Source organism: Pontibacter sp. E15-1 (assembly GCF_022601975.1).
Lineage (GTDB): Bacteria > Bacteroidota > Bacteroidia > Cytophagales > Hymenobacteraceae > Pontibacter.
This window is the reverse complement of the sequence record NZ_JAKVIR010000002.1, coordinates 26,483-53,074: the sequence shown is the minus strand read 5'-3', so window position 1 is coordinate 53,074 and position 26,592 is coordinate 26,483. Positions and strand designations below refer to the sequence as shown.

The 26,592-nt window shown below is 51.3% G+C and carries 23 protein-coding genes; 11 read left to right on the top strand and 12 right to left on the bottom strand.

Annotated features, from left to right (window positions below; genetic code table 11):
* Positions 1–161 precede the first annotated feature (161 nt).
* Positions 162–2,105, top strand: coding sequence for an AAA domain-containing protein (locus MKJ04_RS01725; RefSeq protein WP_241638660.1), 1,944 nt, complete (start codon positions 162–164; stop codon positions 2,103–2,105).
* 121 nt (positions 2,106–2,226) lie between these two features.
* Positions 2,227–2,739: a peptidylprolyl isomerase gene (locus MKJ04_RS01720; RefSeq protein ID WP_241638659.1), complete on the top strand. Its 513-nt coding sequence runs from the start codon at positions 2,227–2,229 to the stop codon at positions 2,737–2,739.
* Between the two features lie 89 nt (positions 2,740–2,828).
* Here MKJ04_RS01720 and MKJ04_RS01715 read toward each other — a convergent pair whose 3' ends face one another.
* A complete protein-coding gene (locus MKJ04_RS01715) occupies positions 2,829–3,413 on the bottom strand; it encodes an ACP phosphodiesterase (RefSeq protein ID WP_241638657.1) in 585 nt (194 codons plus the stop codon).
* A 271-nt stretch (positions 3,414–3,684) separates the two neighbouring features.
* Here MKJ04_RS01715 and MKJ04_RS01710 point away from each other — a divergent pair, with 271 nt between their 5' ends.
* Positions 3,685–4,185: a pyridoxamine 5'-phosphate oxidase family protein gene (locus tag MKJ04_RS01710; protein WP_241638655.1), complete on the top strand. Its 501-nt coding sequence runs from the start codon at positions 3,685–3,687 to the stop codon at positions 4,183–4,185.
* Between the two features lie 295 nt (positions 4,186–4,480).
* A complete protein-coding gene (locus MKJ04_RS01705) occupies positions 4,481–5,221 on the top strand; it encodes a DUF3291 domain-containing protein (RefSeq protein WP_241638653.1) in 741 nt (246 codons plus the stop codon).
* Here the strand turns inward: MKJ04_RS01705 and MKJ04_RS01700 are convergent.
* Together MKJ04_RS01700 and MKJ04_RS01695 are read right to left on the bottom strand one after the other, a co-directional pair.
* Entirely contained in the window at positions 5,211–5,933 is a 723-nt protein-coding gene (locus tag MKJ04_RS01700) for a DUF1003 domain-containing protein (RefSeq protein ID WP_241638651.1), read from the bottom strand. The genes MKJ04_RS01705 and MKJ04_RS01700 overlap by 11 nt on opposite strands.
* Before the next feature lie 108 nt (positions 5,934–6,041).
* On the bottom strand, positions 6,042–6,704 hold the full coding sequence (locus MKJ04_RS01695; RefSeq protein WP_241638649.1) for a DsbA family protein: 663 nt from the start codon (positions 6,702–6,704) through the stop codon (positions 6,042–6,044).
* A 171-nt stretch (positions 6,705–6,875) separates the two neighbouring features.
* Between MKJ04_RS01695 and MKJ04_RS01690 the strand changes: the two genes are divergently transcribed.
* Complete coding sequence (locus MKJ04_RS01690) at positions 6,876–9,761, top strand: leucine--tRNA ligase (protein WP_241638647.1); 2,886 nt, start codon at positions 6,876–6,878, stop codon at positions 9,759–9,761.
* Positions 9,762–10,211: 450 nt separating this feature from the next.
* Here MKJ04_RS01690 and MKJ04_RS22685 read toward each other — a convergent pair whose 3' ends face one another.
* The 6 genes from MKJ04_RS22685 to MKJ04_RS01660 all read right to left on the bottom strand — a co-directional run bounded on the left by MKJ04_RS22685 (position 10,212) and on the right by MKJ04_RS01660 (position 14,634).
* Positions 10,212–10,709 (bottom strand): MarR family winged helix-turn-helix transcriptional regulator, encoded by a 498-nt coding sequence (locus MKJ04_RS22685; protein ID WP_245402576.1) that lies wholly within the window; start codon positions 10,707–10,709, stop codon positions 10,212–10,214.
* 242 nt (positions 10,710–10,951) lie between these two features.
* A complete protein-coding gene (locus MKJ04_RS01680; protein ID WP_241638643.1) occupies positions 10,952–11,305 on the bottom strand; it encodes an MmcQ/YjbR family DNA-binding protein in 354 nt (117 codons plus the stop codon).
* Between the two features lie 11 nt (positions 11,306–11,316).
* On the bottom strand, positions 11,317–11,481 hold the full coding sequence (locus tag MKJ04_RS01675) for a DUF6728 family protein (RefSeq protein WP_241638641.1): 165 nt from the start codon (positions 11,479–11,481) through the stop codon (positions 11,317–11,319).
* Positions 11,482–11,868: 387 nt separating this feature from the next.
* The gene (gene ispG, locus MKJ04_RS01670; RefSeq protein ID WP_241638639.1) at positions 11,869–13,842 is read right to left on the bottom strand and encodes a (E)-4-hydroxy-3-methylbut-2-enyl-diphosphate synthase; all 1,974 of its coding nucleotides are present in this window, start codon (positions 13,840–13,842) and stop codon (positions 11,869–11,871) included.
* Positions 13,843–14,141: 299 nt separating this feature from the next.
* Positions 14,142–14,408: a DUF5615 family PIN-like protein gene (locus tag MKJ04_RS01665; protein WP_241638637.1), complete on the bottom strand. Its 267-nt coding sequence runs from the start codon at positions 14,406–14,408 to the stop codon at positions 14,142–14,144.
* Positions 14,392–14,634 carry a DUF433 domain-containing protein gene (locus MKJ04_RS01660; protein WP_241638636.1) on the bottom strand — a complete coding sequence of 81 codons (243 nt, stop codon included), beginning with the start codon at positions 14,632–14,634 and terminating at the stop codon, positions 14,392–14,394. The genes MKJ04_RS01665 and MKJ04_RS01660 overlap by 17 nt, the downstream gene beginning before the upstream one ends.
* Before the next feature lie 204 nt (positions 14,635–14,838).
* On the opposite strand from MKJ04_RS01660, the gene MKJ04_RS01655 reads away from it, so the two are divergent.
* Positions 14,839–15,798, top strand: coding sequence for a hypothetical protein (locus tag MKJ04_RS01655; RefSeq protein ID WP_241638635.1), 960 nt, complete (start codon positions 14,839–14,841; stop codon positions 15,796–15,798).
* 349 nt (positions 15,799–16,147) lie between these two features.
* On the top strand, positions 16,148–16,546 hold the full coding sequence (locus MKJ04_RS01650; RefSeq protein WP_241638634.1) for a hypothetical protein: 399 nt from the start codon (positions 16,148–16,150) through the stop codon (positions 16,544–16,546).
* Between the two features lie 58 nt (positions 16,547–16,604).
* Here the strand turns inward: MKJ04_RS01650 and MKJ04_RS01645 are convergent, their stop codons facing one another.
* On the bottom strand, positions 16,605–18,797 hold the full coding sequence (locus MKJ04_RS01645) for a glutamine synthetase III (RefSeq protein ID WP_241638633.1): 2,193 nt from the start codon (positions 18,795–18,797) through the stop codon (positions 16,605–16,607).
* A gap of 257 nt (positions 18,798–19,054) precedes the next feature.
* On the opposite strand from MKJ04_RS01645, the gene MKJ04_RS22845 reads away from it, so the two are divergent.
* From MKJ04_RS22845 to MKJ04_RS01630, 3 genes are all read left to right on the top strand, one after another.
* The gene (locus MKJ04_RS22845) at positions 19,055–20,890 is read left to right on the top strand and encodes an LTA synthase family protein (protein ID WP_241638632.1); all 1,836 of its coding nucleotides are present in this window, start codon (positions 19,055–19,057) and stop codon (positions 20,888–20,890) included.
* Between the two features lie 172 nt (positions 20,891–21,062).
* Positions 21,063–22,382 carry a tRNA (N(6)-L-threonylcarbamoyladenosine(37)-C(2))-methylthiotransferase MtaB gene (gene mtaB / locus MKJ04_RS01635; RefSeq protein ID WP_241638630.1) on the top strand — a complete coding sequence of 440 codons (1,320 nt, stop codon included), beginning with the start codon at positions 21,063–21,065 and terminating at the stop codon, positions 22,380–22,382.
* Positions 22,383–22,515: 133 nt separating this feature from the next.
* Entirely contained in the window at positions 22,516–23,076 is a 561-nt protein-coding gene (locus MKJ04_RS01630; RefSeq protein WP_241638629.1) for an OmpH family outer membrane protein, read from the top strand.
* Positions 23,077–23,194: 118 nt separating this feature from the next.
* Here MKJ04_RS01630 and MKJ04_RS01625 read toward each other — a convergent pair whose 3' ends face one another.
* Positions 23,195–24,436, bottom strand: a complete 1,242-nt coding sequence (locus MKJ04_RS01625; RefSeq protein WP_241638627.1) for an ABC transporter permease — start codon at positions 24,434–24,436, stop codon at positions 23,195–23,197.
* A 132-nt stretch (positions 24,437–24,568) separates the two neighbouring features.
* Here MKJ04_RS01625 and MKJ04_RS01620 point away from each other — a divergent pair, with 132 nt between their 5' ends.
* Positions 24,569–25,834: an asparagine synthetase B gene (locus MKJ04_RS01620; protein ID WP_241638625.1), complete on the top strand. Its 1,266-nt coding sequence runs from the start codon at positions 24,569–24,571 to the stop codon at positions 25,832–25,834.
* Between the two features lie 58 nt (positions 25,835–25,892).
* Here the strand turns inward: MKJ04_RS01620 and MKJ04_RS01615 are convergent, their stop codons facing one another.
* Entirely contained in the window at positions 25,893–26,501 is a 609-nt protein-coding gene (locus MKJ04_RS01615; protein WP_241638623.1) for a tRNA-(ms[2]io[6]A)-hydroxylase, read from the bottom strand.
* Positions 26,502–26,592 lie beyond the last annotated feature (91 nt).

Here is a 26,592-nt window from a genome sequence, read left to right as displayed (position 1 = left end):
GCGGTGCTTGGGCACAGGAATTTTAGTAGGACTGATGCTGTTACAAGGACGTCACGGCGATGGGCTGAACCACAGGATGGCAGCTTTTATACTGCCAGAAACAAAACGATATACCCCGGAAGGCTGTCGCAATTTTGCCAGCCTTTCTTTTTTTGAGATACATGAGCGAGATACTTTATGAGCTGAGGCAGGTACAGGAGCTGCTGAAGATTGAACAGGAAGAAGACAGGCAGCAATACAAAATCAAGAGCCTGAAGAGCACCATCACGGAGCGAAAGGCCATGGGGTTCTGCTGGTACCCCGTCACGATAGTGAAGGAGGAAATCGGTTTCGGAAACAAGATTGTGCTGGAGCTGGAGCGGACAAAAGACCGGGACCAGCTGCACATGTTCCAGACGGGCAAGGCCGCCGCCCTGTTCAGCAATAACGGCGAGCGCCAGAACCTGAGCGGTGTGATCGTGGGGCTGCGCCGGAACAAAGTGCTGCTCGCCACCAACAAAGAGGATCTCCCCGAGTGGATAGACGATGGCCGCCTCGGCATCGACCTCACCTTTGACGAGATGAGTTACCGCGAGATGGAGATCGCGATGAAAAAGACCCTTGACGCCCACAAGACGCGCCTGGCTGAGCTTCGCGATATCCTGCTGGGCGACGTTCCAGCCGCGTTCACTTCGGAGGCAATGGACAACATCCCGCTGCTGAACCCATCGCAGAATGAGGCGGTGCGCAAAATCGTGCAGGCAAAGGACGTGGCCATCATACACGGCCCTCCGGGCACGGGCAAAACCACCACGCTGGTACAGGCCATACTCAAATCGCTGGAGACTCAGCGCCGCCTCCTGGTCACCGCTCCGTCTAACACCGCCGTGGATCTGCTGACAGAGAAACTGGCCACGGCTGGGGTAAACGTGATCCGGATCGGAAACCCCTCCCGGGTGTCGGATGTGCTGCTCGACCATACCCTGGATGCCCAGATCATGGCGCACCGCTCCTACAAAAGCCTGAAGGACTACCGCAAGACAGCCGATGAGTACAAACGCATGGCCTTTCAGCACAAGCGAAATTTCGGGCATGAGGAGCGCGCCCAGCGGCAGTTTTTCAAATCCGAAAGCAAGCGCCTGCTCGACGAGGCAGACCGTGTGGAGGAGTACATCACCGATGATCTGTTGAACCATGTACAGGTCATTACCTGCACGCTGGTGGGGGCAGCCAACAAAGCAATCCGCCATCTTGAGTACGACACGGTGTTCATCGATGAGGCGGCGCAGGCCCTGGAGCCCGCCTGCTGGATCCCGATCAGCAGGGCTAAGCGCGTGGTGCTGGCCGGAGACCACTGCCAGCTCCCCCCCACCGTCAAGTCTTTTGAGGCGGAGAAAGGTGGCCTGGGCAAAACACTTTTTGAGAAGTGCATTGAGCGGCAACCTGACGTGGCTGTGATGCTGAAAACCCAGTATCGCATGCACCACCACATCATGGCCTTCTCGAACCAGCAGTTTTATCAGGGAGCATTGGAGGCGCACCCGAGTGTGCACGACCACGACCTGCACCAGTTTGACGCGCAGTTTGCCCCTGGCCTGGCCGTGGAGTTTGTAGACACGGCTGGCTGCGGCTACAATGAAGTGGAAAGCCCGGAAAGCTCCAGCTCTGCCAACCCCGACGAAGCCAACCTGCTGCTGAATCACCTGGCCCTGCTGCTGCGCGACTATAGCCCCACCGACGCGGATGCCGAGCCGCTGCGCATCGGAGTGATTGCCCCTTACCGCGCCCAGATCAATTACCTGCAGGACCGTGTGGAGCACATGCCGCAGTTGCACGAGCTAAAGCTGAAGCGGCAGCTCTCCATCGGCACCGTCGACAGTTTTCAGGGGCAGGAGCGCGATGTGATCTACATCAGCATGACGCGCAGCAACGAGAAAGGCGAAATCGGCTTCCTTTCTGACATCCGGCGCATGAACGTGGCCATGACACGGGCCAAGAAGAAGCTCGTGATTGTGGGCGACAGCGCCACACTCAGCCAGCACCCTTACTATGCTGATTTTCTTGCGTATGTAGAAAGCATCAATGCCTACCGCAGCGCCTGGGAGCTTACCGAGTGTATGCCTTAAGCTGGCGGAACGGGTATATGTTGTGCTGCCACGCCCAATTTATACCCGTTCTCCTCTGATTTTCGGCGCAGAAACCGTAACTTTAACTTATTCACATTTATAAACCTCTGAAAAATAAAACATGAAAATTGATAAAGACAAAGTGGTGACGCTTACCTACGAACTGCGCATACTGGATGAGAGCGGGGAGCAAAGCCTGATAGAAACAGCCAACGAAGAGCAGCCCATGGTCTTTATATATGGCATGAGCGGCCTGCCCGAGCAGTTTGAAGACAACCTCGGCACGCTAAACTCTGGCGACAACTTTGATTTTAAGCTGAACACCGAAGACGGGTATGGCGAATACAACGCGGAAGCTGTCGTGGATTTGCCGAAAAATGTGTTTGAGGTGGAGGGCTCAGTTCCGGACAACATGCTGGAGGAAGGAAATTACATCCCGATGGCCGACAGCGAAGGCAACCAACTGCAGGGCCGCGTGGTGGAAGTGACAGAAGACACGGTAAAGATGGACTTTAACCATCCCCTGGCAGGCAAAGAGCTTTTCTTTAAAGGCAAAGTAGAAAACGTGCGCGAGGCTACGCAGGAAGAGCTGGACCACGGCCATGTGCACGGCGAAGGCGGTCACCAGCACTAATTCAAACTAAAATCTTTTCAAAAAGGAGCAGCTCGAAAGCTGCTCCTTTTTTATTGTTCTATAATGAGATGGGGTATCGGTATGGCATACTATAATTCCTCCTTTGCCCGCGCGACATACTCCACCAGATCCGGAAAGAAGGCTTCGAACTCCGCCAGATAGGCCGCATAGTTCATTTGCAGTTCCTCCGCAGCCGTCTCCATACCTGAGGCAAACGCGGCTCTCCGGCTCATCCCGGTCAGCGCCTGCCCGATGCCGTCTATCGCTGCGTAAGACAACAGCCAGTTGTGCTGCCGCATGTGCGGGAAGAACTGCTGAACACGGAATGGAAGCTGGTCGAACCGGGTGCCGATGAGGTAGTATACCTGCTGCACAAAGGCTGGAAGCTCAAGGCCTGTGTACACATTGAAGTTGGCAGCCAGAAAATGGTCGTAATACATATCGGCCACCACCGGGGCAAACTTGCGGTACTTCGGGCGTAGCCGCGCCTTCGTCTCTGCCACCACGGGGTGGGTGTCGGTATAGCTGTCGATGAGGCGGTGCAGCCGGATACCTTTGGCAATGCCGGGGGTATAGCGTTCTGCCTGCTTGCCCTTCACCGCATCGGCTATAAAGTTGCCCAGCATCAGCTCCTCCTCTTCACCCGACAAAAAAATATGTGCTAAATAATTCAAATCCGAAAGAGTTAGTTAAACGGTTGCCTGAGTGGCTTGCGCAGCACGCGTATATGGTATGAATATGCAGCCATTTCTCACTTCATCTGACAGTTACAGCAGATCCGGTATGGCTACACCTGCTACATGCATGCTGTAGTGGCAAGTAGCCTAAACAGGTTGCAGCACCATTTGTTTTTAGGTATGATTTACGCGGATCTTAGCCGCATGACCGTATAAACCCTGGGGCACCCGCCCCCGTAACTTAAAGCTGAACTGAATTTATAAAGCTATGCATAACGACGCAAACAGAAAAGAAAACCTTGAGAAGCTGTTCGACCTGATAAAGGATATTAAAGTGGCCATGCTAACCACCATGGACGATGACGACTGCCTCCGAAGCCGCCCGATGCGTGCCATGGAGGTAAATCCTGATGGCGTAATCTGGTTTTTTACAGGGTATGAATCACATAAATCCCACGAAATCCGCCACGACTCCCACGTTAACCTGAGCTACTCCAAGCCCAGCGATGAACTTTACGTATCCGTATCGGGTAAAGCGCAGGTACTGCGCGACCAGCAGAAGATTGACGAGCTCTGGAATCCTGCCATGACCACCTGGTTCCCGGATGGCAAAAAAGACCCGAACATCGGCCTGATAAAAGTGACGATTGACAAGGCAGAGTATTGGGACGCTCCTAACAGCGCTGTCATTCACCTGTATGGCATGGTAAAAGCCGCTCTGACAGGCGAGCGCCCGGATGCCGGGGAGAATGAGAAAATCAATCTCTAAATCGATCATAAAATTAGCGATGGTTTATACCATATCTTAAAACTGCACCAGTTAAACACTTCCGTTTGGCTGGTGTTTTTTTATGAGTGCTTGTTTAAATTTCGCTTTCAAAAGATGAATTTTAAACAGACGCTTAACACTACTCTCGACCCACTTAATTACCAGAAGTAGCGTTTGTTTTTATATGACTAGAAACAGTTTTTATCCCTCATTTCTAATTCTTAATTTCTAATTCTTAATTTCTAATTTTTAATTTGGCAAAATTGGCAAAGCACTCCCTTTATACCCCTTTCCCTTGGCACTGATTTCTCCAGATTCCGCTCCCCGGCTCACTACGCTCACACTCTTTGGCCTTCGCAAAGGCACTGTGCGATGGGGCCTGGCGCAGATGGGTACCGCCAAACCAAAACTGGATCGCGTGCCCGGACTGCTTTTCCATAAGCTGCTCGGCAGTGGACAGGGCAAGAGTTTCAGCCTGCAACCGAATTTCGGACGGTATGGCCTGCTCTGCACCTGGGACACCGAAGCCGCAGCCGATGCCTTTTTGGAACAGTCCGAACTAATGGACGCATACCGGCAGCATTCAGACGAGATGTGGACGGTAAAGCTCTTGCCCTATCAGTCGCATGGCCAATGGGATGCGCAGGAGCCCTTCGCTCCCACGCTCACTGAAAGATATAATCTGGGTCCGGTGGCGGTCCTCACGCGGGCAAGTGTTAACTGGCAACGCCTTCCGGCGTTTTGCCGTTTCGGGCTGCGCACCAGCAAGTCGTTGGAGGCTGCCGAGGGGCTTTATTGTTCTATCGGTCTGGGAGAGTTGCCGTTTATACGGCAGGCTACCTTCAGTGTGTGGGAGTCGGTGGAGGCAATGAAGCGCTTTGCCTATCAGAACCCGCAGCACCAGGAGGTCATGCGCCGGACGCGGGCAGAGAACTGGTATAGCGAAGAGCTCTTTGCCCGCTTCAAGCCAATTGCTTCCGCTGGCACCTGGAACGGGAAAGACCCATTGGCAGGAGCGCTGCAAACTATTTCTTGAATCCGTTTTTAGACCTTGTCATGAGATCCTCCAGCAAGTCCACCTGGATTTGCTGGATTTCGAGCAGGCGCTGGTTTTGGTGCACAATCAGATGGTCTATTTTTTCGTGTAGCATTCTTATCTCCAGCTCCGCCTTCAGGTTTATTTTGTAATCATGCTCCGAGCGTTGCCGGTCTTTGCCCTCCTGCCGGTTCTGGCTCATCATGATAATGGGTGCCTGTATGGCAGCCAGGCACGACAGGATGAGGTTGAGCAGGATAAAGGGGTATGGGTCGAATGCCTCCGCAGCCAGCAGGTAAATGTTCACCGCCATCCAGAGCAGCAAAAAGGAGAAAAAGATGATGATGAACCGCCAGCTGCCGCCAAAGGTCGCAATGCCGTCGGCCATGCGGTTCCCTAATGTCAGGTTTTCGCTTAGCTCCTCCTCTATGTTTGTGGTCAGGAGTTCCTGCTGGTGAATGCTTTCGATCACCTCCTCCTCCACCGATGTCAGCTCGCCGACCTCGCGCAAAAGCAGCTGCTCCAGATATTTTTTTCGGTATACCGCCAGTTGCTCCAAACTGATGTAGTCAGTCTCCGCAAACTCCGGGTGGTCTGCCCGGATCAGCTCAAATATATGCTTCCGGACACTGGAGCCCAGCGCAAGTTGCCGCATCGGATACAGCTTGTGCGTGATAAAACAGGTACCCATTTGTGCATGGTGCTTTCTCATAGTTGCCTCCCTAAAATCCTTTAGAAATATAAGCAGAACCAGCCAGTTTTACTGCACGTCAGGGTACGTGGCGATATGATTTTTCGGTATCAGGCAGCTGTACGCAGGCTACTGAGGGCCATTAAGTTTCAGGAGGGCCTGCTGCACGTGCGCCGCTATACCGTCGAAGGTACGGTAGCCGCGGCTAAGCAGGTGGATGCTGGTTCCGTTGAGCAGGTATAGGCTCGGGAAAGCGGTGGCCTGCAGATGCCGGGCGATCGTAAAGTCCTGTGCTGTCTTCTCCCGCATTTCCTGAGACGCGAACTTATCCAGAAACGCTGTCTCCTCCACGCCAAACTGCGAGGCGATCGCGGCCAGTACCCCCGGTTGCGTCACGTCCTGGTTCCTGGCGTAAAACGCTTGCTGAACCGCCTCCGCCATGTCCAGCTCTGCCTCCGGCTTCAGGTAGCGCATCGTTATCACGGCACGGCATGCCGGCTCGGTGTCATACACAAAGTCCTTGCGCTCGAAAAACGTGTAGTCAATCGGCTGACCTGAGATTTTCTCCACATCCTGCCAATGGTGCCGGATGCTCTCTTTCATCTTATCGTCCAGGGGCTGCTCTGTGCCAGGCCGCAAGCCGCCCAGCACCAGTTTAAACTGCATCGCGCCTGCTTGCTCTTGCGCGAGGCGCTTTATCACGGGGCTAAAGCCATAACACCAGGAGCACATGGGGTCCATGACATAAATCAGGTGCATCACATCCAGCAAATCGTGCTTTTTCTCCATCATCAAGTTCTATAATTTAAAAAAAATAAAGGGTGAACAGGTAGGGTATAAATGGGGATTCAAAGCTTACCTGGCAACTGTTGAACCAAACAATCAACAACAAACCACCAACAATTATTCAATTCTTAGTTATCTTAGCGGTCAAACTTAAAAAATTGAATTCAGATTTAGCCAATGTCAGAGTATAATTTCAGCCAGATTGAGAAAAAGTGGCAGCGCTACTGGGAGGATAACAAGACCTTTAAGGCAACCGCGAACAGCAGCAAGCCCAAGTACTACGCCATGGACATGTTCCCATACCCATCAGGCGCAGGCCTGCATGTGGGGCATCCGCTCGGCTATATCGCCTCTGACATTGTAAGCCGTTTCAAGCGCCTGAAGGGGTATAACGTGCTGCATCCGATGGGTTTCGATTCCTTCGGACTGCCAGCGGAGCAGTATGCCATCCAGACGGGGCAGCACCCGGCCATCACCACCGAAGAGAACATCAAGCGGTATGTGGAGCAGCTGAAGAACCTGGGTTTCTCTTTCGACTGGGAACTGGAGGTACGCACCTCTGACTCTGGCTACTACAAATGGACGCAGTGGATCTTCATGCAGCTGTTCAACAGCTACTACGACCTTGCACAAGACAAAGCGGCGCCCATCGCTGATTTGGTTGAGCTGTTCGCCACGCAGGGCAATACCCAGGAGCAGGCCGCCTGCGACGAGGAAACCCCTGTTTTCACTGCCGAAGCATGGCAGCAGATGGATGACAAGCAGCAGTCTGAGATGCTGTTGAAGTACCGTTTAACCTATGTGGCGGACGCGGTGGTGAACTGGTGCCCGGCACTCGGCACGGTGCTGGCCAACGACGAGGTGAAAGACGGCGTTTCAGAACGCGGCGGTTACCCCGTGGAGCGCAAACTGATGCGCCAGTGGATGATGCGCATCACGGCCTATGCCGAACGCCTGCTGCAGGGCCTGGACACCATTGACTGGCCCGAGCCGATCAAAGAGATGCAACGCAACTGGATCGGGAAGTCGGTCGGTGCGGAGATGTCCTTCGCTGTGGAGCATATAGCCGAGAAGATCAAAGTGTTTACCACCCGCGTGGATACCGTGTATGGCGTCACGTTTCTGGTGCTGGCCCCGGAGCATGAACTGGTGGAAAAAATCACCACCGTGGAGCAGCGTGATGCCGTGAACGAATACGTGGCGGTAGCCAAAAACCGCTCGGAGCGGGAGCGCATGACCGATGTGCGCACCGTGTCCGGGGCGTTTACGGGAGCATATGCCATCAACCCGTTCAACAACGAGAAGATACCGGTATACATCGCCGACTATGTGCTGGCGGGTTACGGAACGGGTGCGGTAATGGCTGTGCCGTCCGGCGACCAGCGCGACTGGAACTTTGCCACGCACTTCGGCCTGCCGATCATACCTATCCTGGATGCGCAAAAAGACGCTGACACACAGGCCGACGCAACCAAAGAAGGACATTACATTAACTCGGATATCATCAACGGTCTGACTTACGCAGAGGCGCTTCCCGTGCTGGTAAAGTTTCTGGAGGAGAACAGCATCGGAAAAGCCAGAGTCAACTTCCGGATGCGCGATGCCGTGTTCAGCCGCCAGCGCTATTGGGGCGAGCCTGTGCCAGTATACTTCAAAGACGGTATACCGCATCTGATTAAAGAAAGTGAATTACCGCTGGAGTTGCCGAAGATTGACGCTTACCTGCCCACCGAGACCGGCGAACCGCCACTTGGCCGCGCCGTGGACTGGAAGTATGAGGAGCAGTATAACTATGAGCTGAGCACCATGCCGGGCTGGGCTGGCTCCAGCTGGTACTGGTACCGCTACATGGACCCGCAGAACGACGAGGCTTTCGCCAGCGAAGAAGCCATCACTTACTGGCGCGATGTGGATTTATATATCGGCGGCTCGGAACATGCCACAGGGCACCTCCTCTACTCCCGCTTCTGGAACAAGTTTCTGTTCGATATGGGCCTCGTGGTGGAGGAAGAGCCGTTCAAAAAGCTCATTAACCAGGGTATGATTCAGGGCCGATCCAACTTCGTGTATAGACTGAAATCTTCTGATAAGTCGGCTCCAATTTTTTATTCTCTAAATAAAGCGCGAGAAAAGGCTAAAGCTTTATCAAATCCTTTAGGTGCTGTGTCTCAATTAAATAATGATGCTTCTAATTTAGTCACAGAAGGAAAATTTTCAATTGATCTTTTGCAGGAGCATTTTACACCTCTGCACGTGGATGTGAACATCGTGGAAAACGACGTCCTCAACCTCGATGCCTTCCAGAAATGGCGTCCGGAGTATGCCACTGCGGAATTTGTGTTAGAGGATGGCAAATACGTTTGCGGCGTGGAGATCGAGAAGATGTCGAAGTCGAAGTACAACGTGGTGAGCCCCGACGACATTGTGGAACGTCAGGGAGCCGACACGCTGCGCATGTATGAGATGTTTCTGGGTCCGCTGGAGCAGTTCAAACCCTGGAACACAAACGGCATGGACGGCGTGCTCAAGTTCCTGAAGCGCTTCTGGAAACTTTTCCACGACAACGACGGCAAATTCGCCGTGTCGGACGAGGCACCGACGGCTGCGGAACTGAAGTCGCTGCACAAAACCATCCGGAAGGTGGAGGAAGACGTGGAGCGTTTCTCGTTCAACACTTCTGTCTCTACGTTTATGATCTGCGTAAATGAACTGACGCAGCTGAAATGTAACAAGCGCGCCATACTGGAGCCGCTCACCATTGTGCTTTCCCCTTACGCACCACACCTGGCCGAGGAACTGTGGCAGCAGTTGGGCCATAGCGAGAGCATCAGCCATGCATCGTATCCGGAGTGGAATGAGGCATACCTGGTGGAGAACACGTTTGAGTACCCGGTGTCGGTAAACGGAAAGATGCGCCATAAGATGAACTTTGCACTGGATATGCCCCGCGAAGAAATAGAGAAAGCGGTATTGGCCGACGAGCAGCTTGCCCGGTTTTTAGATGGCAAAGCGCCAAAGAAAATCATCATCGTGCCGAATAAAATCATCAACGTTGTGGTATAACATACCCCACAACAAATACAGAAGCCGCCGGATCCTATACGTCCGGCGGCTTCTGTTTTTATACTATACCTCTACTAATACCATTATCGAATGGATTTAGCGTATTTAAGTTTTTTCGTACTGTGTTTATTACCTGCTGTTACGCATACCTTTTTTTTGTCCCCCTTTGAAGGGGGTTAGAGGGATGACACTCCCTGCAGGCAATCTACTGTGAAACATTTTGAATCAGTTTCTCATCAAGCAAGAGCAGGAGAGGTACTTCCGGCGACCTCTCATCCCCCCTGCCCCCTTCAAAGGGGGACTTTTACGAACTGCGAGGCTCTCTTGCGTTACGTCAAATTTGACTGTGCAAATTCTAATTAATAATGGTATTAAAAAGGTGCAGCCAGAAGTATACCTCTGGCTGCACCTTTTTAATTTTTGGGTGATTAGAAATCCTGGCTATTGCGCTCAGATATCCTCGGATGAACTTACCGGCTGGTCTACTCTATTTTGCACGGAGAGCCTTACTTTATGTAGTAAGTCAACCAGTTGCAAGGCTTCTTCTTCGCTTAGGTCCTGCAGCATAGCATCCAACTCGTGCATGTGTGTGTCAATCTCGGCCAGCAGTTTCTGGGCTTCGTCGGAGATAACAATGTTCACCAGCCGTTTGTCAACGGGGTTTTGGTTTACTACCACAAATCCTTTGCCTGCCAGCCTGCTTACCAACCGGGAGGCGTCCGACATTTTGTCCAGCATTTTCTCGCGCAGAAAAGATGTGGACACTGGCTTTGGATGTTGTTCTCGCAGAATGCGCAGGGCGTTGTATTGTTGGGTGGTCAGGCCAAATTTCTTGAAATAATTTTCGTAACCATTCGAAAGGAAGCCATACGTGTATAAGATGCTTATACTCGCCCTTTGCCTCTCGTTCCGAAAAGATGAAATACCAATTTCATTCTCTAGAGTCATAACGCTGATAGATGAGTTTACCAATTATACCAAAAAATATGGAGTAATTCATCAAAACAGGCAGGAAATCAGAAATTACAGGTCAGATATTCCGTTTAAAATGCTGAAATCTTCAGTTTTCAGCGGGACGCTGCGTCAAAATCTAAAGCAGAAAGAGATGCCGCAAATACGTGGAAGCACTGTTTAGCGTGGCAAAAAAACGACGCCTGTACACCTTGTTATAAGTTGAACCGGGTTAGAAATTAGATACCCAACTCTTGCTTCAGTTTTTTGGGAAGTTTCGTGGCCACCAAATGATACGAAGCATCCACCCACTCCTGAAGTAGCCCATCCGGCAGGCCGGATGCAGGCAAAATGGTGTTCCAGTGCGCTTTGTTCATATGATAGCCCGGCTTTACCTGCGTGTAGGTTTCGCGCAATTCCACTGCCTGCTCTGGGTCGCATTTCAAGGTGACGCCATTCGCGTAGTCTGCTATGCTGCAGAGGGCAAACATCTTCCCGCATACCTTAAACACAAGCGTGTCCTCACCGAAAGGCAAGTCTTCTGTGGCACCCGGCTTGGCCAGGCAATGCGCTCTAAAGGCCTCTATATCCATCTAAAGAAAGGTTACCAGTGCTTGATGATAAAATAAACGGCTCCTGCCAAAAACATGAGGATCGAAATCTTATTGATCGTATGCATAGTGCGCAAGTTAAAGTTTGTCTTGCGGTTAGGGTCTTTTTTGCGGAAGAAGTAGGTAAGCACCTCCGAGAAATTAAATAATCCTTTCATATCATTCCGTTTTAAGTGATAGCAATAGATGATAGCTGTAACAGTGGCCCAGCTTATGCTGCAACATGCTTGGGCAGTAAATAATTTATCAAAATCAGCTTAATTTAATTTCGCAAAGCTGCCCTTGTTGCGTCTTTTGACCAACAAGTTGTTGGTAAGAACACACAATAACGGCAGGCTACACAATGCTTTCGCTCCGTGTTTCGATTAGATGCGAAAGTCCTGATTTAAACAAAATCAGCTTATTTCACTGCAAATACTGCGTTTGTCTTCAGTAAAAAGGCAGTACTTGATACCAGTTTAATTACCAGAATTAGCATTTGTTTTTTATATGACTGGAAACGGCTTTTATACCTCATTTCTAATTCGGCGAAGCACTAAAGCTATTTATTCTTCAATCTGCATGGGCTCAATCCAGCGGGCGTCTTCGCGGATCAGTTCAATTAGCTCGTCTACGGCACGGTCTGCCGGCACGGCTTTCTTGATCACGGTCTGCCCGCGGTACAGCGCAATCTTGTTCACACCCACGCCCACGTAGCCATAGTCTGCATCGGCCATTTCGCCGGGCCCGTTTACGATGCAGCCCATGATTCCGATCTTCACCCCTTTCAGGTGGTCTGTTCGCTTCCGGATCATGGCGGTGGTTTCCTGCAAATCAAAGAGCGTGCGCCCGCAGCTTGGGCAACTGATATACTCCGTCTTGCTCATGCGCGTGCGGGCTGCCTGCAAAATGCCAAAACTCAGGCTGTTCAGTTTGTCAATCGTCTGTAGCCAGGCGCCTTTATCCTGATCAGCCAGCAGTTCGGTGCTCAGAAAAACGCCGTCTCCCAATCCGTCGATCAAAAGCCCACCCATGTCCGTTGCCGCATACAGCTGCACCTCGTCCTCTGTCAGCTGTGCATATTCTCTTTTGATGATGCAGGGCGTATTGATTCCATTATTCATCAGCCTGAAAAAGCACTTGCGCAACTCCGGCATGGCATGCTCATTCTGTGTCTGCAGCACTAACGTGACTGTGTTGTCGTTTCTCAGGCGCTCAAGCAATTCATTTGTAAGCTCGCTGATCGTGATTTCCACGAAGTTCAAGGAAGAGTTCAACTCAGGCGCAGTGAGATATTGGCTGGCAGTCAGCAACGGCACTCTGTTTGCGTGTCGCTCCTGAAGCTGCCAGGGCACGTAATTCACGATCTCCTTCAGGCCATTCGGCAACATAAACGTGATCGGGCGATCGCCGGTATAAATATAGTCGGCCCCCAGATCGTTCATGTTGAATTTATCGAGCAGCATGGAGTATAAATGGCCGACACATTTCAAGTCAGCATACTTTATGTCCTCCAACCGGCTCAGGTCAGCGATCACGCGTGGCACGTTTTGTCCTCCCAGGTTCTCTACTTCTGTCGTGGCACGGCGGTGGTACTGAAACGGGTTAATTGGCACCTCACAGATGGGTTTCATGGCTTGTGCTTTCTCGGCCCGGTGGGTATACCGGTCGATCAGGGCTTTGGCCACGGGAGCCTCTGCCTCAGGGGCTTCTGTAAGCGACACGCGCACAGTGTCGCCCAGGCCATCCTCCAACAGTGTGCCGATGCCCACAGCGGATTTGATGCGGCCGTCTTCTGCCTCTCCTGCCTCCGTCACGCCCAAATGCAGGGGGTATGGCTGCATGCCCTCTTCCTCCAGTTTCTGCACCAGCAGGCGGTAGGCTTGCACCATGACCTGGGTGTTGGAGGCCTTCATCGAAATCACGACCTCATAATATTCTTCGGCCTCACAGATGCGCAAAAACTCCAGCGCGCTCTCTACCATACCCAACGGAGTGTCGCCGTAGCGGCTCAGGATACGGTCAGACAGGGAGCCGTGGTTGGTACCGATACGCATGGCCGTTCCGTGTTCCTTGCAGATGCGCACCAGGGGCAGGAAGCGATCCCGGATTCGGTCCAGCTCAGCCTGATAAGAGGCATCGTCGTATATGATTTCCTGAAATTTCTTTTTGTCGGCATAGTTGCCCGGATTTACCCGCACCTTCTCTACAATCCGGGCGGCCACCTCCGCCGCGTTCGGCGTGAAATGGATATCCGCAATCAGGGGCACGCTATACCCTCTTTTTAGAAGTTCTTCCTTGATATTGCGCAGATTCTCAGCTTCCTTGATGCTTGGCGCCGTGATACGGATGTATTCACACCCCGCCTCGATCATGCGGATGCACTGCTCCACAGACCCAAGCGTGTCCATGGTGTCCACGGTGGTCATCGACTGCACCCGGATCGGGTAATCGCCGCCCATGGGTAAACCACCGATGTTGACCACATGCGTTTTGCGGCGCTGGTATGAGGTAAGGCTAGGGCAATAGGATTTGTTCATATATAAAATGTGCGCGACAGCTCTTGATTTTAACTAAAGTTGACCCTGCTTTGTTCAAAGCCAACGAACGTAAAATTAACATCTTTATTTGGTTGTCCTATAAAAGTATTGGTAGGTTATACATAGTGAAAGTATACCAAATAGTCCTTAGGGGCCTCTCGAGCTTTTTAGAGAAGGTGAGGATTTTCTTAACCGGGCGAACGCGTCGCTGACAGAGAATGGAGCAGAATCGCTCGGTATGACTACTCGTTTATGATAGTTGGGCCTGGCTGCAACTGAAGAGCTAATGTCTCTTTGATTTAGGTAACAAGCCGGCTTCGTGTCAGGTAAGTATTGTCACTGGCGTTCAGCACAAAAACAGGCACAGCGTATTTCTTGAAATTCTGCTGGTGCTGCATGTTTTTATCAAAGGTCAGCAGCACGTCAAAATCCTCAGCTATCATCAATTGCATTAGCTCTCCATTTTTCTTGCCGTTCCAGCCTTTGTCGCTTACAGTTAAGATTTCGTGTTCAGGAAAATCAAACTTAATCCGCTTTGGTAAATTCTCGTCAAGCAGCACGCTCATAAATCTTCTCGATGTCCTTGGAAGTCATGATCCTTTCTGCAATACTAAGAACGGCCACTGCCTGCTCTTTGCTTACGGACGGGAAGTCATCTAAGAAGTCAGCTAGTGAAATACCCTTCTCAAGGTGCATGAAAAGCGTATCGAGCGGAACACGAGTTCCTTTGAACACCGGCTTACCGCTTAGGACTTCCGGATCGATGGAGATGTAATCTTTGATATTCGCCATAGATGTTAAAATAAGTCTTTACCTTAAGATACGCGTTTACAGTGTTTTCTTTACGCCTTTGTTTACCCTGAAATCAGTAAAAATGCGTGATCAATCGGCGCTCCAGATATAGGAAGGAAAACGTTAGTTTTTTTACCTTTAAGAAAATAAACGAAGGATATATTAATCATTAAAAGATGATTAAAGTTTTACCATTAAATCAAAATGGATTATACAGAATTTTATACAACTGAAGATTCTAAGGAGCTTCTAACAACAATCATTAATTCAGACATAACTGTAAAATTTGGGCAATATAACAGTGGAACCGAAGTTGATAGAAGAATAGCTTTAGATAAAATTAGGAGATTTTTAAATTATGATGACAATGAAGCTCTGCTGTTATTACGAGGGATAAAAAAATCTAAATTAAGAGATAATTTGAATGCAAAATTGAATTCAAATGACAGTCTATATGATGGACTTTTTCTAGTTGGTGATAAAGCAAAAAATTTCCTTCACGAAAGTGGCAAGACTGGAAATCCATTGAAAAACATCAATATAAATAATACTAAAATTGCAAAATGGATATTCGATAACTACAGTGAATTGAACAGTGAATTAAATAATGCGCCAATAGATTTGACCTATTTTAAGAATGTAAATAACAAGAATATATTCTCAAAAACTCTTAAATTTAATAAGGATATTTTCGACTATTACTTTTATGGATTACAAACATATGAAAGCAATAGGTTAGTCAACTATGTTTCTACAACCTTATCTCCCCAAACAGCTTTGTGGAATGAGAAAAGTAATAAGTTAATTGTATTTCTTTGGCTCCCAAACACATACAACTTGTATATGAGTGTCAGCAAACTAGATGAGTACAAGGAAAAGATTACTAAGCTAAAACTTCCTGTTCTATCAAATAGTTTTCATCCTAAAGAAGAAGAGTTTAGCCTTAAAGGCTTTATACCACCACATTTTATCATTTGTGTTCATGATCTAGATGAGCAAGCTATCATTTTGAACCCAGCTTTACTTGTTGATAAAGATAATTGGATTGAAGATGGATTACATGTGGACCAGTCTGACTTTAGTGAATTCATCAAAACAACACATTATAAAAGATATTTACAGCTTATGCCTCAAAATATTTTTGAAGAAAAGTATCTCACTTGATAAGCGACTTTAAGTTAGTCAGTTCTCCAGCTATTAAGTTACATAAACGGCCGTTTACTTTACCGCAATAAAGTAATGACTCGTTCTGAAAAGTGTTGACCGATTTGTTGTTAAATCTTGGTCTATTTTACATGATGGTTTATGCAAGACAGGAGTTAGCTTTTCAACTTTAAAAATACCCTGAGTTGAGAGAAGAACATTACTTTTATACAGGACTACCTTTTATTTTAAACGGGACCAGACTCGATTTGCCAGAAACGAAACGGGGTATAAACTGGGCAAACCTGAGCAGAGAAGGAAAAACCCTGATATCCGGAAGCCATTTTATGGTGGGCGCGTACAAACAGGTATGATACACATGCAGCCATTTTTCCCGAATCCATCCCCACGCAAACTAAAAGCGATCGCCCAATGGGGCAAACTGCGCCAGGAGCAGCTGAATGAGGCGATCGCAGTCACATCAGACACGGTTACCGCATTTCTGTTGCGGCAGCTGGAAAAAGGCAATTGGCGCACCGTACAGGAAGTGCTCCATGGCAAACCCATGACCCGTGCCGGAAAGTTTATGCTGGCCGAGATACGCAACAATCTGGCGACCAAACTGATTATGCGGCTGGGCCTTCGTAAGGTGATGGCCGTGGGGCTGGTGCTGATATTGCTGCCGCTGGTACTTGCCAAAGTAGCGGGGCAACTCGCAGTCAAGATTCGCGCGCTATCTGCGGAGGGCCACGCTGAGGAACCGATATAAACAACAAAAGGCACCCGCGAAGGTGCCTTTTGCATGCAAGTCCGAAAACCTGACTATACTATCTGTTGAACATCAGCTCACGGTATTTTACCAGAGGCCAGTCTTCGTCGTCTACCATCAGCTCCAGCTTGTCTACGCTGTAACGGATCGTGTCGAAATAAGCAAACACTTTCTCCTGATAGTAGATGGCACGCTCGCGGGCATCGTCTATCTTGTTGGCTACCTTGCGCTCCTCTACCATTTCATCCACGTTCTTCTGGATGGTGGTAATGTGCTGCGACATTTTCTTGATAGAGTCTATTGTCGTTCTAGTGAACTCATCCTCCAGGCCAAGTTCTTTCAAACCGCGCACGTTATTGATGAGCTTGTTCTGGTATGCGATCGCGGTTGGGATCACGTGGTTTACGGCAAGGTCGCCGAGCACACGGGCCTCGATCTGTATTTTCTTGATGTATTCTTCCAGCAGGATCTCGTGGCGGGCGTTCAGCTCAACCTCGGTCAGGATGCCAGTTCTGCTGAACAGCTCTTTCACTTCCTCGCGGTGGTAAACGTCCAGGGCGCGTGGCGTCGTCTTCACATTAGACAAGCCGCGTCGCTCCGCTTCATCCTCCCACTCCTGAGAATAGCCGTTGCCTTCGAAACGCACCGCCTTCGACTCCACTACATACTCGCGCAGCACCTGGATGATGGCGATCTCTTTTTTCATGCCATCTCCGTCAATCAGCTGATCCACTTCCTTTCTGAAGTCCATCAGCTGGTCAGCCACGATCGTGTTCAGCACCGTCATCGGGTTCGATACGTTGGCAGATGAACCAACCGCACGGAACTCAAACTTGTTACCGGTGAAGGCAAACGGAGACGTACGGTTACGGTCTGTGTTATCCAGCAATACCTCCGGGATACGGTCTATACCCAACTTCAGGTACATATTATCGCCTTTCTCCATCGGCACTTTGGCAGTGCGCTCCAGCTCATCCAACACAGCGGTCAGCTGCTGGCCCACAAAAACAGACATGATCGCCGGCGGAGCCTCGTTGGCACCCAGACGGTGGTCGTTGCTGGCAGACGCGATGCTGGCGCGCAGCAGGTCGGCGTGCTTGTGCACCGCTTTGATGGTATTGATGAAGAAGGTCAGGAACTGCAGGTTCTCTTTTGGTTTTTTGCCAGGGCCGAGCAGGTTCACACCAGTGTTGGTGCTCATGGCCCAGTTATTATGCTTTCCGCTACCGTTCACGCCTTTAAAAGGCTTCTCGTGCAGCAACACTTTAAACCCGTGGCGATCAGCAACGCGGTCCATGATGTCCATCAGGAGCTGGTTGTGGTCGGCAGCAAGGCTGGCATCCTCAAACGTAGGCGCGCACTCAAACTGGCCCGGGGCCACCTCGTTGTGGCGCGTGCGCAGCGGAATGCCCAGACGGTGGGCTGCTTTCTCAAAGTCTACCATAAAGGCATGCACGCGGCTCGGGATAGAACCGAAATAGTGGTCCTCCAGCTGCTGTCCTTTTGCAGGCGCATGGCCAAACAGCGTTCGGCCTGTCATCATCAGGTCAGGGCGGGCAGCATACAGGGCCTTGTCTACCAGGAAGTACTCCTGCTCAATGCCCAGAGTAGTGGTAACCTTGTTCACGTCTTTGTCGAAGAACTGGCACACAGGCACAGCCGCGTCGTTCAACAACTTCAAAGACTTCAGTAGTGGTGTTTTATAGTCCAGCGCCTCGCCCGTGTATGAAACGAAGATGGTAGGAATGCAAAGTGTCTTGGAATTGATGCCTTCGATCACAAAAGCCGGGGAAGAAGGATCCCAGGCAGTATAGCCACGTGCCTCAAACGTGTTACGGATACCGCCGCTCGGGAAAGAAGATGCATCCGGCTCCTGCTGCACAAGGGCGCTTCCTTTGAAGGCCTCAATCGCGTCGCCTTCAGACGTCAGGTCGAAGAAAGAGTCGTGCTTCTCGGCAGTAGTCCCTGTCAGTGGCTGAAACCAGTGCGTGTAGTGCGTGGCTCCTTTGCTCATTGCCCACGACTTCATCGCTGCCGCCACGGCATCTGCAAGGTTACGATCCACTTTGTCGCCTGAGTTGCTGATACGACGCAGACGCTTGTAATTATCAGACGACATTGTCGCGCGCATGGCTTCCAGGCCAAACACATTCTCGCCATAATAATGCGTAATGTTCTGAGAAGGTAAAGTTACATCAGCTGTTTTGCGCTGGCTTACTAAATCCAGCGCTTTAAATCGTAGTGTTGCCATTTGTTAGTATGAATGGTTTTAAGGTGTAGCAAATATAGATATAAATTTCGCTTTCAAATAAAAAGATCTCTTTTTTTTAAGGCTTTGCCAACAAAAACACCCTTTTGTTGGCAAAATAGCGTGTCAATCAAATAGGGATCTTAAATCATAACCATACTTTTTTGGCGGCTCCCCCCATGTTGGCCATACCTGTCCCACTTCTCCGAAAATCTACGGAAGGGCATCCGTTGCGCTGGCAGAAGCTGTATATTTGTGCCGTGAGAAATCGACTGTACTTCCAGCCCCTCTATTTTTTGTTCTGGGTGCTCTACTTTGTTGTGGCCCGCGCGGTGTTCCTGATCTATCACCTCGACAAGAGCGTTGCACTCACCTCGGCTGACACCCTGAACGTGTTTGTGTATGGCCTGCGGCTGGATGCCTCCGCCAGCGCCTACCTTTGCCTGCTCCCATTTTTAGCGCTGTTGCTTGCCACGCTGTGGCCGAGGTTTAAAGCAGCCGGGTTTGTGCGGGTTTATACCTTTGTATTGCTGGTCGTGCTCTCCGCGCTCCTGTCCGCAGACCTGGAACTGTATACCTACTGGGGTTTCCGGTTGGATGCCACTCCGCTGCAGTACCTCAACACACCCGCCGAGATGGTAGCTTCTGCCGCCGTGGCTCCCCTCTTCCTGCTGCTGCTCATCACGCTGATGCTGTCGCTTGCCTATATCGTGCTCTATGTAAAAGCAATTGACCTGAAGCGATTCGCGACACGGGGCGGGAAATGGATAGCGGCCGGACTGGCGCTTTTATACCTGGCAGTGTTAGTACTGCCGCTGCGCGGCGGGTGGCAGCAGATTCCGATAAACCAGAGCGCGGCTTATTTTTCGGCAAAGCCCTATGCCAACCACGCGGGTCTGAACATGCCCTGGAATCTGGCATACGCGCTCCTCAAGTACAACAAGGCCAACACAAACCCATACCAGTACATGCCGCCCGAGGAGGCCGCAGAACGGGTACAGGCCCTCTATCATACCCCAGACTCGAGTGCCGCTGCGTTTATACAGGCGGACAAACCCAACGTGCTGTTTATCATCCTGGAGAGTTATACGGCCAAGTTCATCGGCAGCCTGGGAGGCGAGCCGGACGTGACGCCGAATCTGAACCGCCTGGCAGCCGGGGGCATTAGCTTCACGAACATGTATGCCAGCGGCGACCGCAGCGAAAAAGGCATGGTGGCCCTCCTGAGCGGTTACCCGGTGCAAACCACAACATCCATCATTAAGTATCCGCAGAAAACGGAGCGGCTGCCTCAGCTGAGCAAGGTGTTCAAGCAGTACCAGTATAGCACCAGCTATTATTATGGCGGTGAGTTGGAGTTTGCCAACATCCGCTCTTACCTTACCAACGGGGGGTATGACCGTCTGACGGCCAAGGCGGATTTTGACCCAGCCACCTATAACTCCAAGTGGGGCGCTCACGACCATGTGCTGTTCGGTCGGGTGTTGGAAGAGCTGAACCAGGAGCGTGAGCCTTTCTTCAGCACGGTGTATACCCTGAGCAGCCACGAGCCTTTTGAGATCCCGATTTCGCTTAAGTTTCCGGGAAGCACTGAAGAAGCCTTGTTCCGGAACAGCGTGTATTATACCGATTGGGCCCTTGGGCAATTCATAGCGAAGGCAAAGCAGCAGCCGTGGTGGGAAAACACCGTGGTGGTGATTACGGCCGACCACGGCCACCCGCTGCCGGGCAACGACCCGAATTACGCGCCAGGCAAATTCCGGATCCCGTTCGTACTCACGGGCGGCGCCATCCGGGACACGCTGGAAGTCCGGGCCATTGCCTCCCAAACCGACATTGCGGCTACGCTGCTTGCCCAGGTTCACCTGCCCTATCAGGACTTCACATGGAGCCGGAATCTGTTCGCTCCGGACACCTCTCCTTTTGCGTTTTATGTGTTCAATGATGGCTTCGGCTACGTCACCCCACAAGGCACGCTGACCTTCGACAACATGGCAAAGCAGGTCATCACAGCGGATACAGGCATCACCGACGAACAAATACAAAACGGGAAGGCCTATATGCAGCAGTCGTTCGAGGATTTTGTGAAGAAATAAGCGGCTATAGGGCGCTGTTTCCATACCATACCCAGCGTATACCTGAGGGCAAACCAACAGTAGATTAGTTGCAATTATTTTTAAAGCATTAATTAACAGCTTGTTATGCTTTATTATTTGCAGGCGGCATTGCGGCTTTAAGGCAGAAAATTATTACCTTTGCCTCCTGAATATGAAAAAAGTAGCATTCTATACCTTAGGTTGTAAGCTCAACTACTCCGAGACCAGCACCATTGGCCGAATTTTCCAGGAGCGTGGGTTTGAGAAAGTGGAGTTTACGGACACGCCGGATATCTACGTCATCAACACCTGCTCTGTAACGGACAATGCCGATAAGAAATGCCGGAAGATCGTGAAGGAGGCGCTCAAGCACTCCCCCAACGCATTTGTCACGATTGTGGGCTGCTACGCGCAACTCAAACCGAAAGAAATCGCTGAGATTCCGGGGGTAGACGCGGTGCTGGGGGCGGCCGAGAAATTTCAGCTGGTAGACATCCTGGCGACGTTTGAGAAGAAGGACAAGGCCCAGGTATACGCCAGCCCGATCTCAGAGGCCAACACGTTTCATAACTCCTACTCCTTCGGCGACCGCACCCGCACCTTCCTGAAAGTGCAGGACGGCTGCGATTATTCCTGCACCTTCTGCACTATACCGCTGGCCCGCGGAAACAGCCGCTCCGACACGATCGCGAATGTGGTGCGATCCGCCAACGAGATTGCGGAATCTGGTGTGCGTGAGATCGTGCTTACCGGCGTGAACACCGGCGACTTTGGCCTGCAGGACGGCAAGCGCGTGGAGTCATTTTACGAGCTGGTGCAAGCCTTGGACCAGGTAGCAGGCATCGACCGTTTCCGGATATCCTCCATCGAACCCAATCTGCTGAAAGACGAGATCATCGCTTTTGTGGCGCAGAGCAACCGGTTTATGCCGCACTTCCATGTGCCCCTGCAGTCGGGCTCCAACAAGATCCTGAAACTGATGCGCCGCCGCTATCAGCGCGAGCTGTACGCTGACCGCGTGACGCAGATCAAGGGGCTGATGCCCCATTGCTGCATTGGGGTGGATGTGATCGTGGGCTTTCCGGGAGAGACGGAGGAAGACTTCCTGGAAACCTATAACTTCCTGAACGAGCTGGATGTGAGTTACCTGCACGTGTTCCCTTACTCTGAGCGGGAAAACACGGCGGCCCCTTCCCTGCCCGGCAAAGTGGGTATAAAAGACCGTAACCGCCGCGCCGACATGCTCCGGATACTTTCGGAAAAGAAGAAGCGACATTTCTACGAGCAGAATATTGGCCTTGAGTTCACAGTGCTGTTCGAAGACGATGTGAAGGACGGCGTGATGGAAGGCTGGACTGAGAATTATGTGCGAGTGGTTGCCAAGTATGACCCGGTGCTGGTGAACGAAACCAAGCACGTGCGCCTCACGCGGCTTACCCCGGAGGGCCTGATGGAGGCGGAAGAAACTTACCACGAAGTGCTGCGGCATTAGGTATTGGCCAAAGTTTCGCCTTATATTTAAACTGAATAAACTTTCAACCAATCTAACCAACGAAATAGTGAACGTTCTGAAGATTTCCTTAAGCCTAGCAGTTGCCGCCTCCTTTTTGTCTGCCTGTGAGAAGATGCCTGATTCTAAGGGCAACACCACCAACGCCAGCACCGCTGTAAATGGCGAAGCAGGAACACCCGACATTGTGTATGTAAACTCCGATTCGCTGCTGGCCAACTACGAGTACTTTAAAGACGTTCGTACCCGCCTGCAAGGCAAGGGCGAGAAAGCTGAAAAAGACTTGCGCGCCCAGGCAGAATCTTTCCAAAAAGAAGTTGAGCGGTATCAGCAGTCTGCACAGGGTATGACAGACCAGCAGCGTGCCTCTACGGAGCAGCGCCTCCAGCAGAAGCAGCAGCAATTGCAGTCGCTGCAGCAGAACAAGGGAAACGAGCTGGCTGGCGAAGAGTCTGAGGAAATGAAGAAGATCTATGACCGCGTGGAGGAATACCTCAAGAAACTGAGCGAGGAGAAAGGCTACAAAATGGTGCTGACTTACTCACGCGGCAACAGCGCGATCCTGTACAGCGACTCCACCCGCGACATCACTTCCGAGGTGCTGACCGAACTGAACAATGCGTATACCGCCGAGAAAGACACCGCTAAAACAGAAACTGCGGAAAAGAAGAAGTAGCATACCTGACCTCAGCATTAAATCGATACAGGAGGAAAGTCCTGATCATATATATAAAAAGCCCGCTGCCAGAAAATGGCAGCGGGCTTTTTAGTGTAGCGAACGTAATACGTTGCTTTTACTCGTAACGCAACGATTCGATAGGATCTAATTTTGAGGCTTTGTAGGCAGGATAGTACCCTGAAATAACACCCACCACCACGCAGATCGTCATACCCACCGCTACCCAAAGCCACGGGACGATAAAGCCCCCCTCTCCGATTAATGAGGCGATGCCGTTGCCCATCAGAATGCCAAGCACCACGCCCACAAAGCCGCCCATGATACAGATGACCACGGCCTCCAGCAGAAACTGCTGCCGGATCTGGAAGGCTGTCGCACCCAGGGCCTTCCGCACGCCAATTTCGCGTGTCCGCTCATTCACCGACACCATCATGATGTTCATCAGACCCACAGAGGCGCCCAGCAAGGTGATAAATCCGATTACAAAACCGCCAGCCTTCAGGTAGCCGGATATCTCGTCGAGGCTTTGCACCAGCGAGTCGCTTCGCCGGATCTCAAACGATTCCTCCTGCCCCAGCGCGTCCTGCCTGATTTTACGCATGATGCCGGTCGCCTCGCCCATCACGTAGTTCAACTCATCGGCCCGGTAGATGGCGGTTTTTATATCATAGTTCAGGGTTGAGTTGCCAGCCCTCGGAATCTGCCGGCCGGTCTCGAGCGGGATGATGATGCGGCGGTCGCTGCTGCCGCCCATGCTGCTGCCCGCTTTCTCCAACTGACCGATTACCTTAAAGCGCCGCCCCAGAAAAGTGACGTAGTTGCCGACCGGGTCGGTGTTTTTAAAAAGCGTGGTCACCAGCTCATCGCCGATTACGGCCACGTTCGTTCCCAGTTCCTGCTCAGAGGCAGAGAAGTCACGCCCTTTCGTGAGGTTCAGGTTGTTGTTGGGCATATAGTTCTCGTCGCCGGCCACAATGCTGATGTTGGGGTTTGTTTTCTCTGTCTGGCTTTTCACGATGGTGGCCCCCGAGATAAAGGCCGACAGGCTCACGCGGGCATCTGCCGCCATCAACTCCTGGTACATGGTGGCCTGCTCGTACGAGATCACCGGGTATACCTTTTCGGTGCGCCCCTCGTTGCGGCCGCGGTTGTTCATACCGGCTCTGCGGATGTCGAAGGAGTTGGCCCCAAGGTTGGAGAAAGTCTGCGTCAGGGAGTACTTCATGCTGTCTACCGCCGTCAGGATGCCGACGAGCGACATGATGCCGATGGCGATGATCAGGCCAGTGAGAACTGTCCGCAGTAAGTTGCCCTGTATCGACCGGAGCCCCTCTAGTATGTTTTCTATCAGATTCATCTGCTTGCTTGATGTGCGCTTTTAAAGTATTTTACGTTAAGTATATCCAAAGGGCATTGCTTCTAAGTTAGTCTCATTTTCTGAAAGAAGAACCTTTTTTATACCTTAGGACATATTTTAAAGACGAACCCCATGTTTTTCCGTACCATCGCCCTCTTTTTAGCTATCATCCTGTTCTCGTTCCCGACGCTGGGCAGCACCATACTGGTGCCGATGGACGCAGCGCAGAAAGACCACCTGAAGTCGTATGGGCTGGCCTACTGGGTGCTCGGAAAGGACATACCGGTGGACTGGCTTCTAAACTATCGGGGCGGGAGCTTTGCGTTTCAGCATGCCCCTCTCCTGGAAAACGAGCTGATTGTGCGGGGCATCAGCTACAAGGTCATCTCCGATGCGCAGTACAACAGCATCCTGACCGAGATCAACAATCCAGAGGCCAACATGGATATCATGAAACTGGAAAAAGTGCCCAAGATAGCCGTATACTCCCCTAAGTCGAAAATGCCCTGGGACGATGCCGTGACACTGGTGCTCACCTACGCCGAGATTCCGTATGATGTGCTCTATGATGAGGAAATCCTGAAAGCGGACCTCCCCAAATATGATTGGCTGCACCTGCACCACGAGGACTTTACGGGGCAGTACGGCAAGTTTTACGCCAGCTACCGCCATTATCCCTGGTATCAGGAGCAGCAGCGGGAGTTGGAGGAGTCGGCGGCCAGGCAAGGCTACAAGAAGGTTTCTGAGATGAAACTGGCCGTGGTGCAAAAGATAAAGGAGTTTTGCGCCGGAGGGGGCTTTGTGTTTGCCATGTGCTCGGCCACGGACACGTACGACATTGCGCTGGCGGCAGAGGGTGTCGACATTGTAGAGGCCATGTTCGACGGCGACCCCGCCGACCCGCAGGCGCAGCAGAAGCTGAACTTTGACAAAACGTTTGCTTTCAAGGATTTCAGGATTTCGCGCAACCCCATGGAGTACGAGTATTCCAACATCGACATGCAGCCGCAGGAACGCCCCGTAACAGAAGCTAACGACTATTTCCAGCTCTTTACCTTCTCCGCCAAGTGGGACCCGATTCCGACGATGCTGACCCAGAACCACGAGAAGACGATCAAGGGCTTTATGGGCCAGACGACCGCTTTCCGGAAGTCGCTGGTTAAGCCTGAAGTGGTAGTGATGGGCGAAAACAAGGAACTGGGCGAAATCCGGTACATGCACGGTACTTACGCCCGCGGCACCTGGACGTTCTACAGCGGCCACGACCCCGAGGACTACCAGCACCTGGTAGGCGAAGACCCCACAGACCTGGCCCTGCACCCCAACTCCCCGGGTTACCGCCTTATCCTCAACAACATCCTATTCCCGGCAGCAAAAAAGAAGAAGCAGAAAACATGATTTCAGCAAACAGTTACTAATTAACTTTATCAATGTTTACTGCTTACTGTTAACTGTATTAGTGCATCCGGTCCGGGCGTGGCGTCAGGTTACGGATAATGTCGGCTTCGATGGCTAAAAGCTCTTTGAGGCGGGCGTCAACTTCTTCCACGGGCATGTATTCCTTGGCCAGTTTTACGAAGCTCACATAATGGCCCGCTTCCGAAATCATCAGTTCGTAATAGAACTTTTGCAATCCTGCGTCTGCGATGTTTTTCCAGAGCAGTTTGAAGCGCTCACAGCTCCTGGCCTCGATCAGGGCATTCACCAGCAGGTGGTCCATGAGCTGGCGCTCGCGCTTGTTGCCTTTGCGAATGTGCTTCGTCAGTTCCACCACATACTCATCCGGCCGGTTGCGCCCCAGGCTATACCCACGCTTTTTCAGCTCGGTAAGCACACGCTCAAAGTGGCTCCACTCCTCGGCTACCAGGTCGGTCATCTCCTCTACTAGCCGCGTCTTGTCCGGATACTTCACAATCAGCGAAATGCCCGAAGTGGCCGCTTTCTGCTCGCAGTAGGCATGGTCTACCAATATTTCCTCGATGTTCTTTTCTGCGATGTTGACCCAGCGCGGGTCGGTGGGCAGTTCCAGGCGCAGAATCGTTTTGGTGGGTTGTGAGGTAGACATGTGCTTACGGTGTGTAACTTGTTTTATATGCTGCTTGTTGAATTATCTGGCTGAAGCCTTCCTTATGAGATCAAATGATGCTATAGTATGC

Excerpts from the sequence above, each read along its gene's own strand:
- MKJ04_RS01725 (WP_241638660.1), top strand. The coding sequence starts at position 162 with ATGAGCGAGATACTTTATGAGCTGAGGCAGGTACAGGAGCTGCTGAAG.
- MKJ04_RS01720 (WP_241638659.1), top strand. The coding sequence starts at position 2,227 with ATGAAAATTGATAAAGACAAAGTGGTGACGCTTACCTACGAACTGCGC.
- MKJ04_RS01710 (WP_241638655.1), top strand. The coding sequence starts at position 3,685 with ATGCATAACGACGCAAACAGAAAAGAAAACCTTGAGAAGCTGTTCGAC.
- MKJ04_RS01700 (WP_241638651.1), bottom strand. The coding sequence starts at position 5,933 with ATGAGAAAGCACCATGCACAAATGGGTACCTGTTTTATCACGCACAAG.
- MKJ04_RS01695 (WP_241638649.1), bottom strand. The coding sequence starts at position 6,704 with ATGATGGAGAAAAAGCACGATTTGCTGGATGTGATGCACCTGATTTAT.
- MKJ04_RS01690 (WP_241638647.1), top strand. The coding sequence starts at position 6,876 with ATGTCAGAGTATAATTTCAGCCAGATTGAGAAAAAGTGGCAGCGCTAC.
- MKJ04_RS22685 (WP_245402576.1), bottom strand. The coding sequence starts at position 10,709 with ATGACTCTAGAGAATGAAATTGGTATTTCATCTTTTCGGAACGAGAGG.
- MKJ04_RS01680 (WP_241638643.1), bottom strand. The coding sequence starts at position 11,305 with ATGGATATAGAGGCCTTTAGAGCGCATTGCCTGGCCAAGCCGGGTGCC.
- MKJ04_RS01675 (WP_241638641.1), bottom strand. The coding sequence starts at position 11,481 with ATGAAAGGATTATTTAATTTCTCGGAGGTGCTTACCTACTTCTTCCGC.
- ispG (WP_241638639.1), bottom strand. The coding sequence starts at position 13,842 with ATGAACAAATCCTATTGCCCTAGCCTTACCTCATACCAGCGCCGCAAA.
- MKJ04_RS01665 (WP_241638637.1), bottom strand. The coding sequence starts at position 14,408 with ATGAGCGTGCTGCTTGACGAGAATTTACCAAAGCGGATTAAGTTTGAT.
- MKJ04_RS01660 (WP_241638636.1), bottom strand. The coding sequence starts at position 14,634 with ATGGCGAATATCAAAGATTACATCTCCATCGATCCGGAAGTCCTAAGC.
- MKJ04_RS01655 (WP_241638635.1), top strand. The coding sequence starts at position 14,839 with ATGGATTATACAGAATTTTATACAACTGAAGATTCTAAGGAGCTTCTA.
- MKJ04_RS01650 (WP_241638634.1), top strand. The coding sequence starts at position 16,148 with ATGATACACATGCAGCCATTTTTCCCGAATCCATCCCCACGCAAACTA.
- MKJ04_RS01645 (WP_241638633.1), bottom strand. The coding sequence starts at position 18,797 with ATGGCAACACTACGATTTAAAGCGCTGGATTTAGTAAGCCAGCGCAAA.
- mtaB (WP_241638630.1), top strand. The coding sequence starts at position 21,063 with ATGAAAAAAGTAGCATTCTATACCTTAGGTTGTAAGCTCAACTACTCC.
- MKJ04_RS01630 (WP_241638629.1), top strand. The coding sequence starts at position 22,516 with ATGCCTGATTCTAAGGGCAACACCACCAACGCCAGCACCGCTGTAAAT.
- MKJ04_RS01625 (WP_241638627.1), bottom strand. The coding sequence starts at position 24,436 with ATGAATCTGATAGAAAACATACTAGAGGGGCTCCGGTCGATACAGGGC.
- MKJ04_RS01620 (WP_241638625.1), top strand. The coding sequence starts at position 24,569 with ATGTTTTTCCGTACCATCGCCCTCTTTTTAGCTATCATCCTGTTCTCG.
- MKJ04_RS01615 (WP_241638623.1), bottom strand. The coding sequence starts at position 26,501 with ATGTCTACCTCACAACCCACCAAAACGATTCTGCGCCTGGAACTGCCC.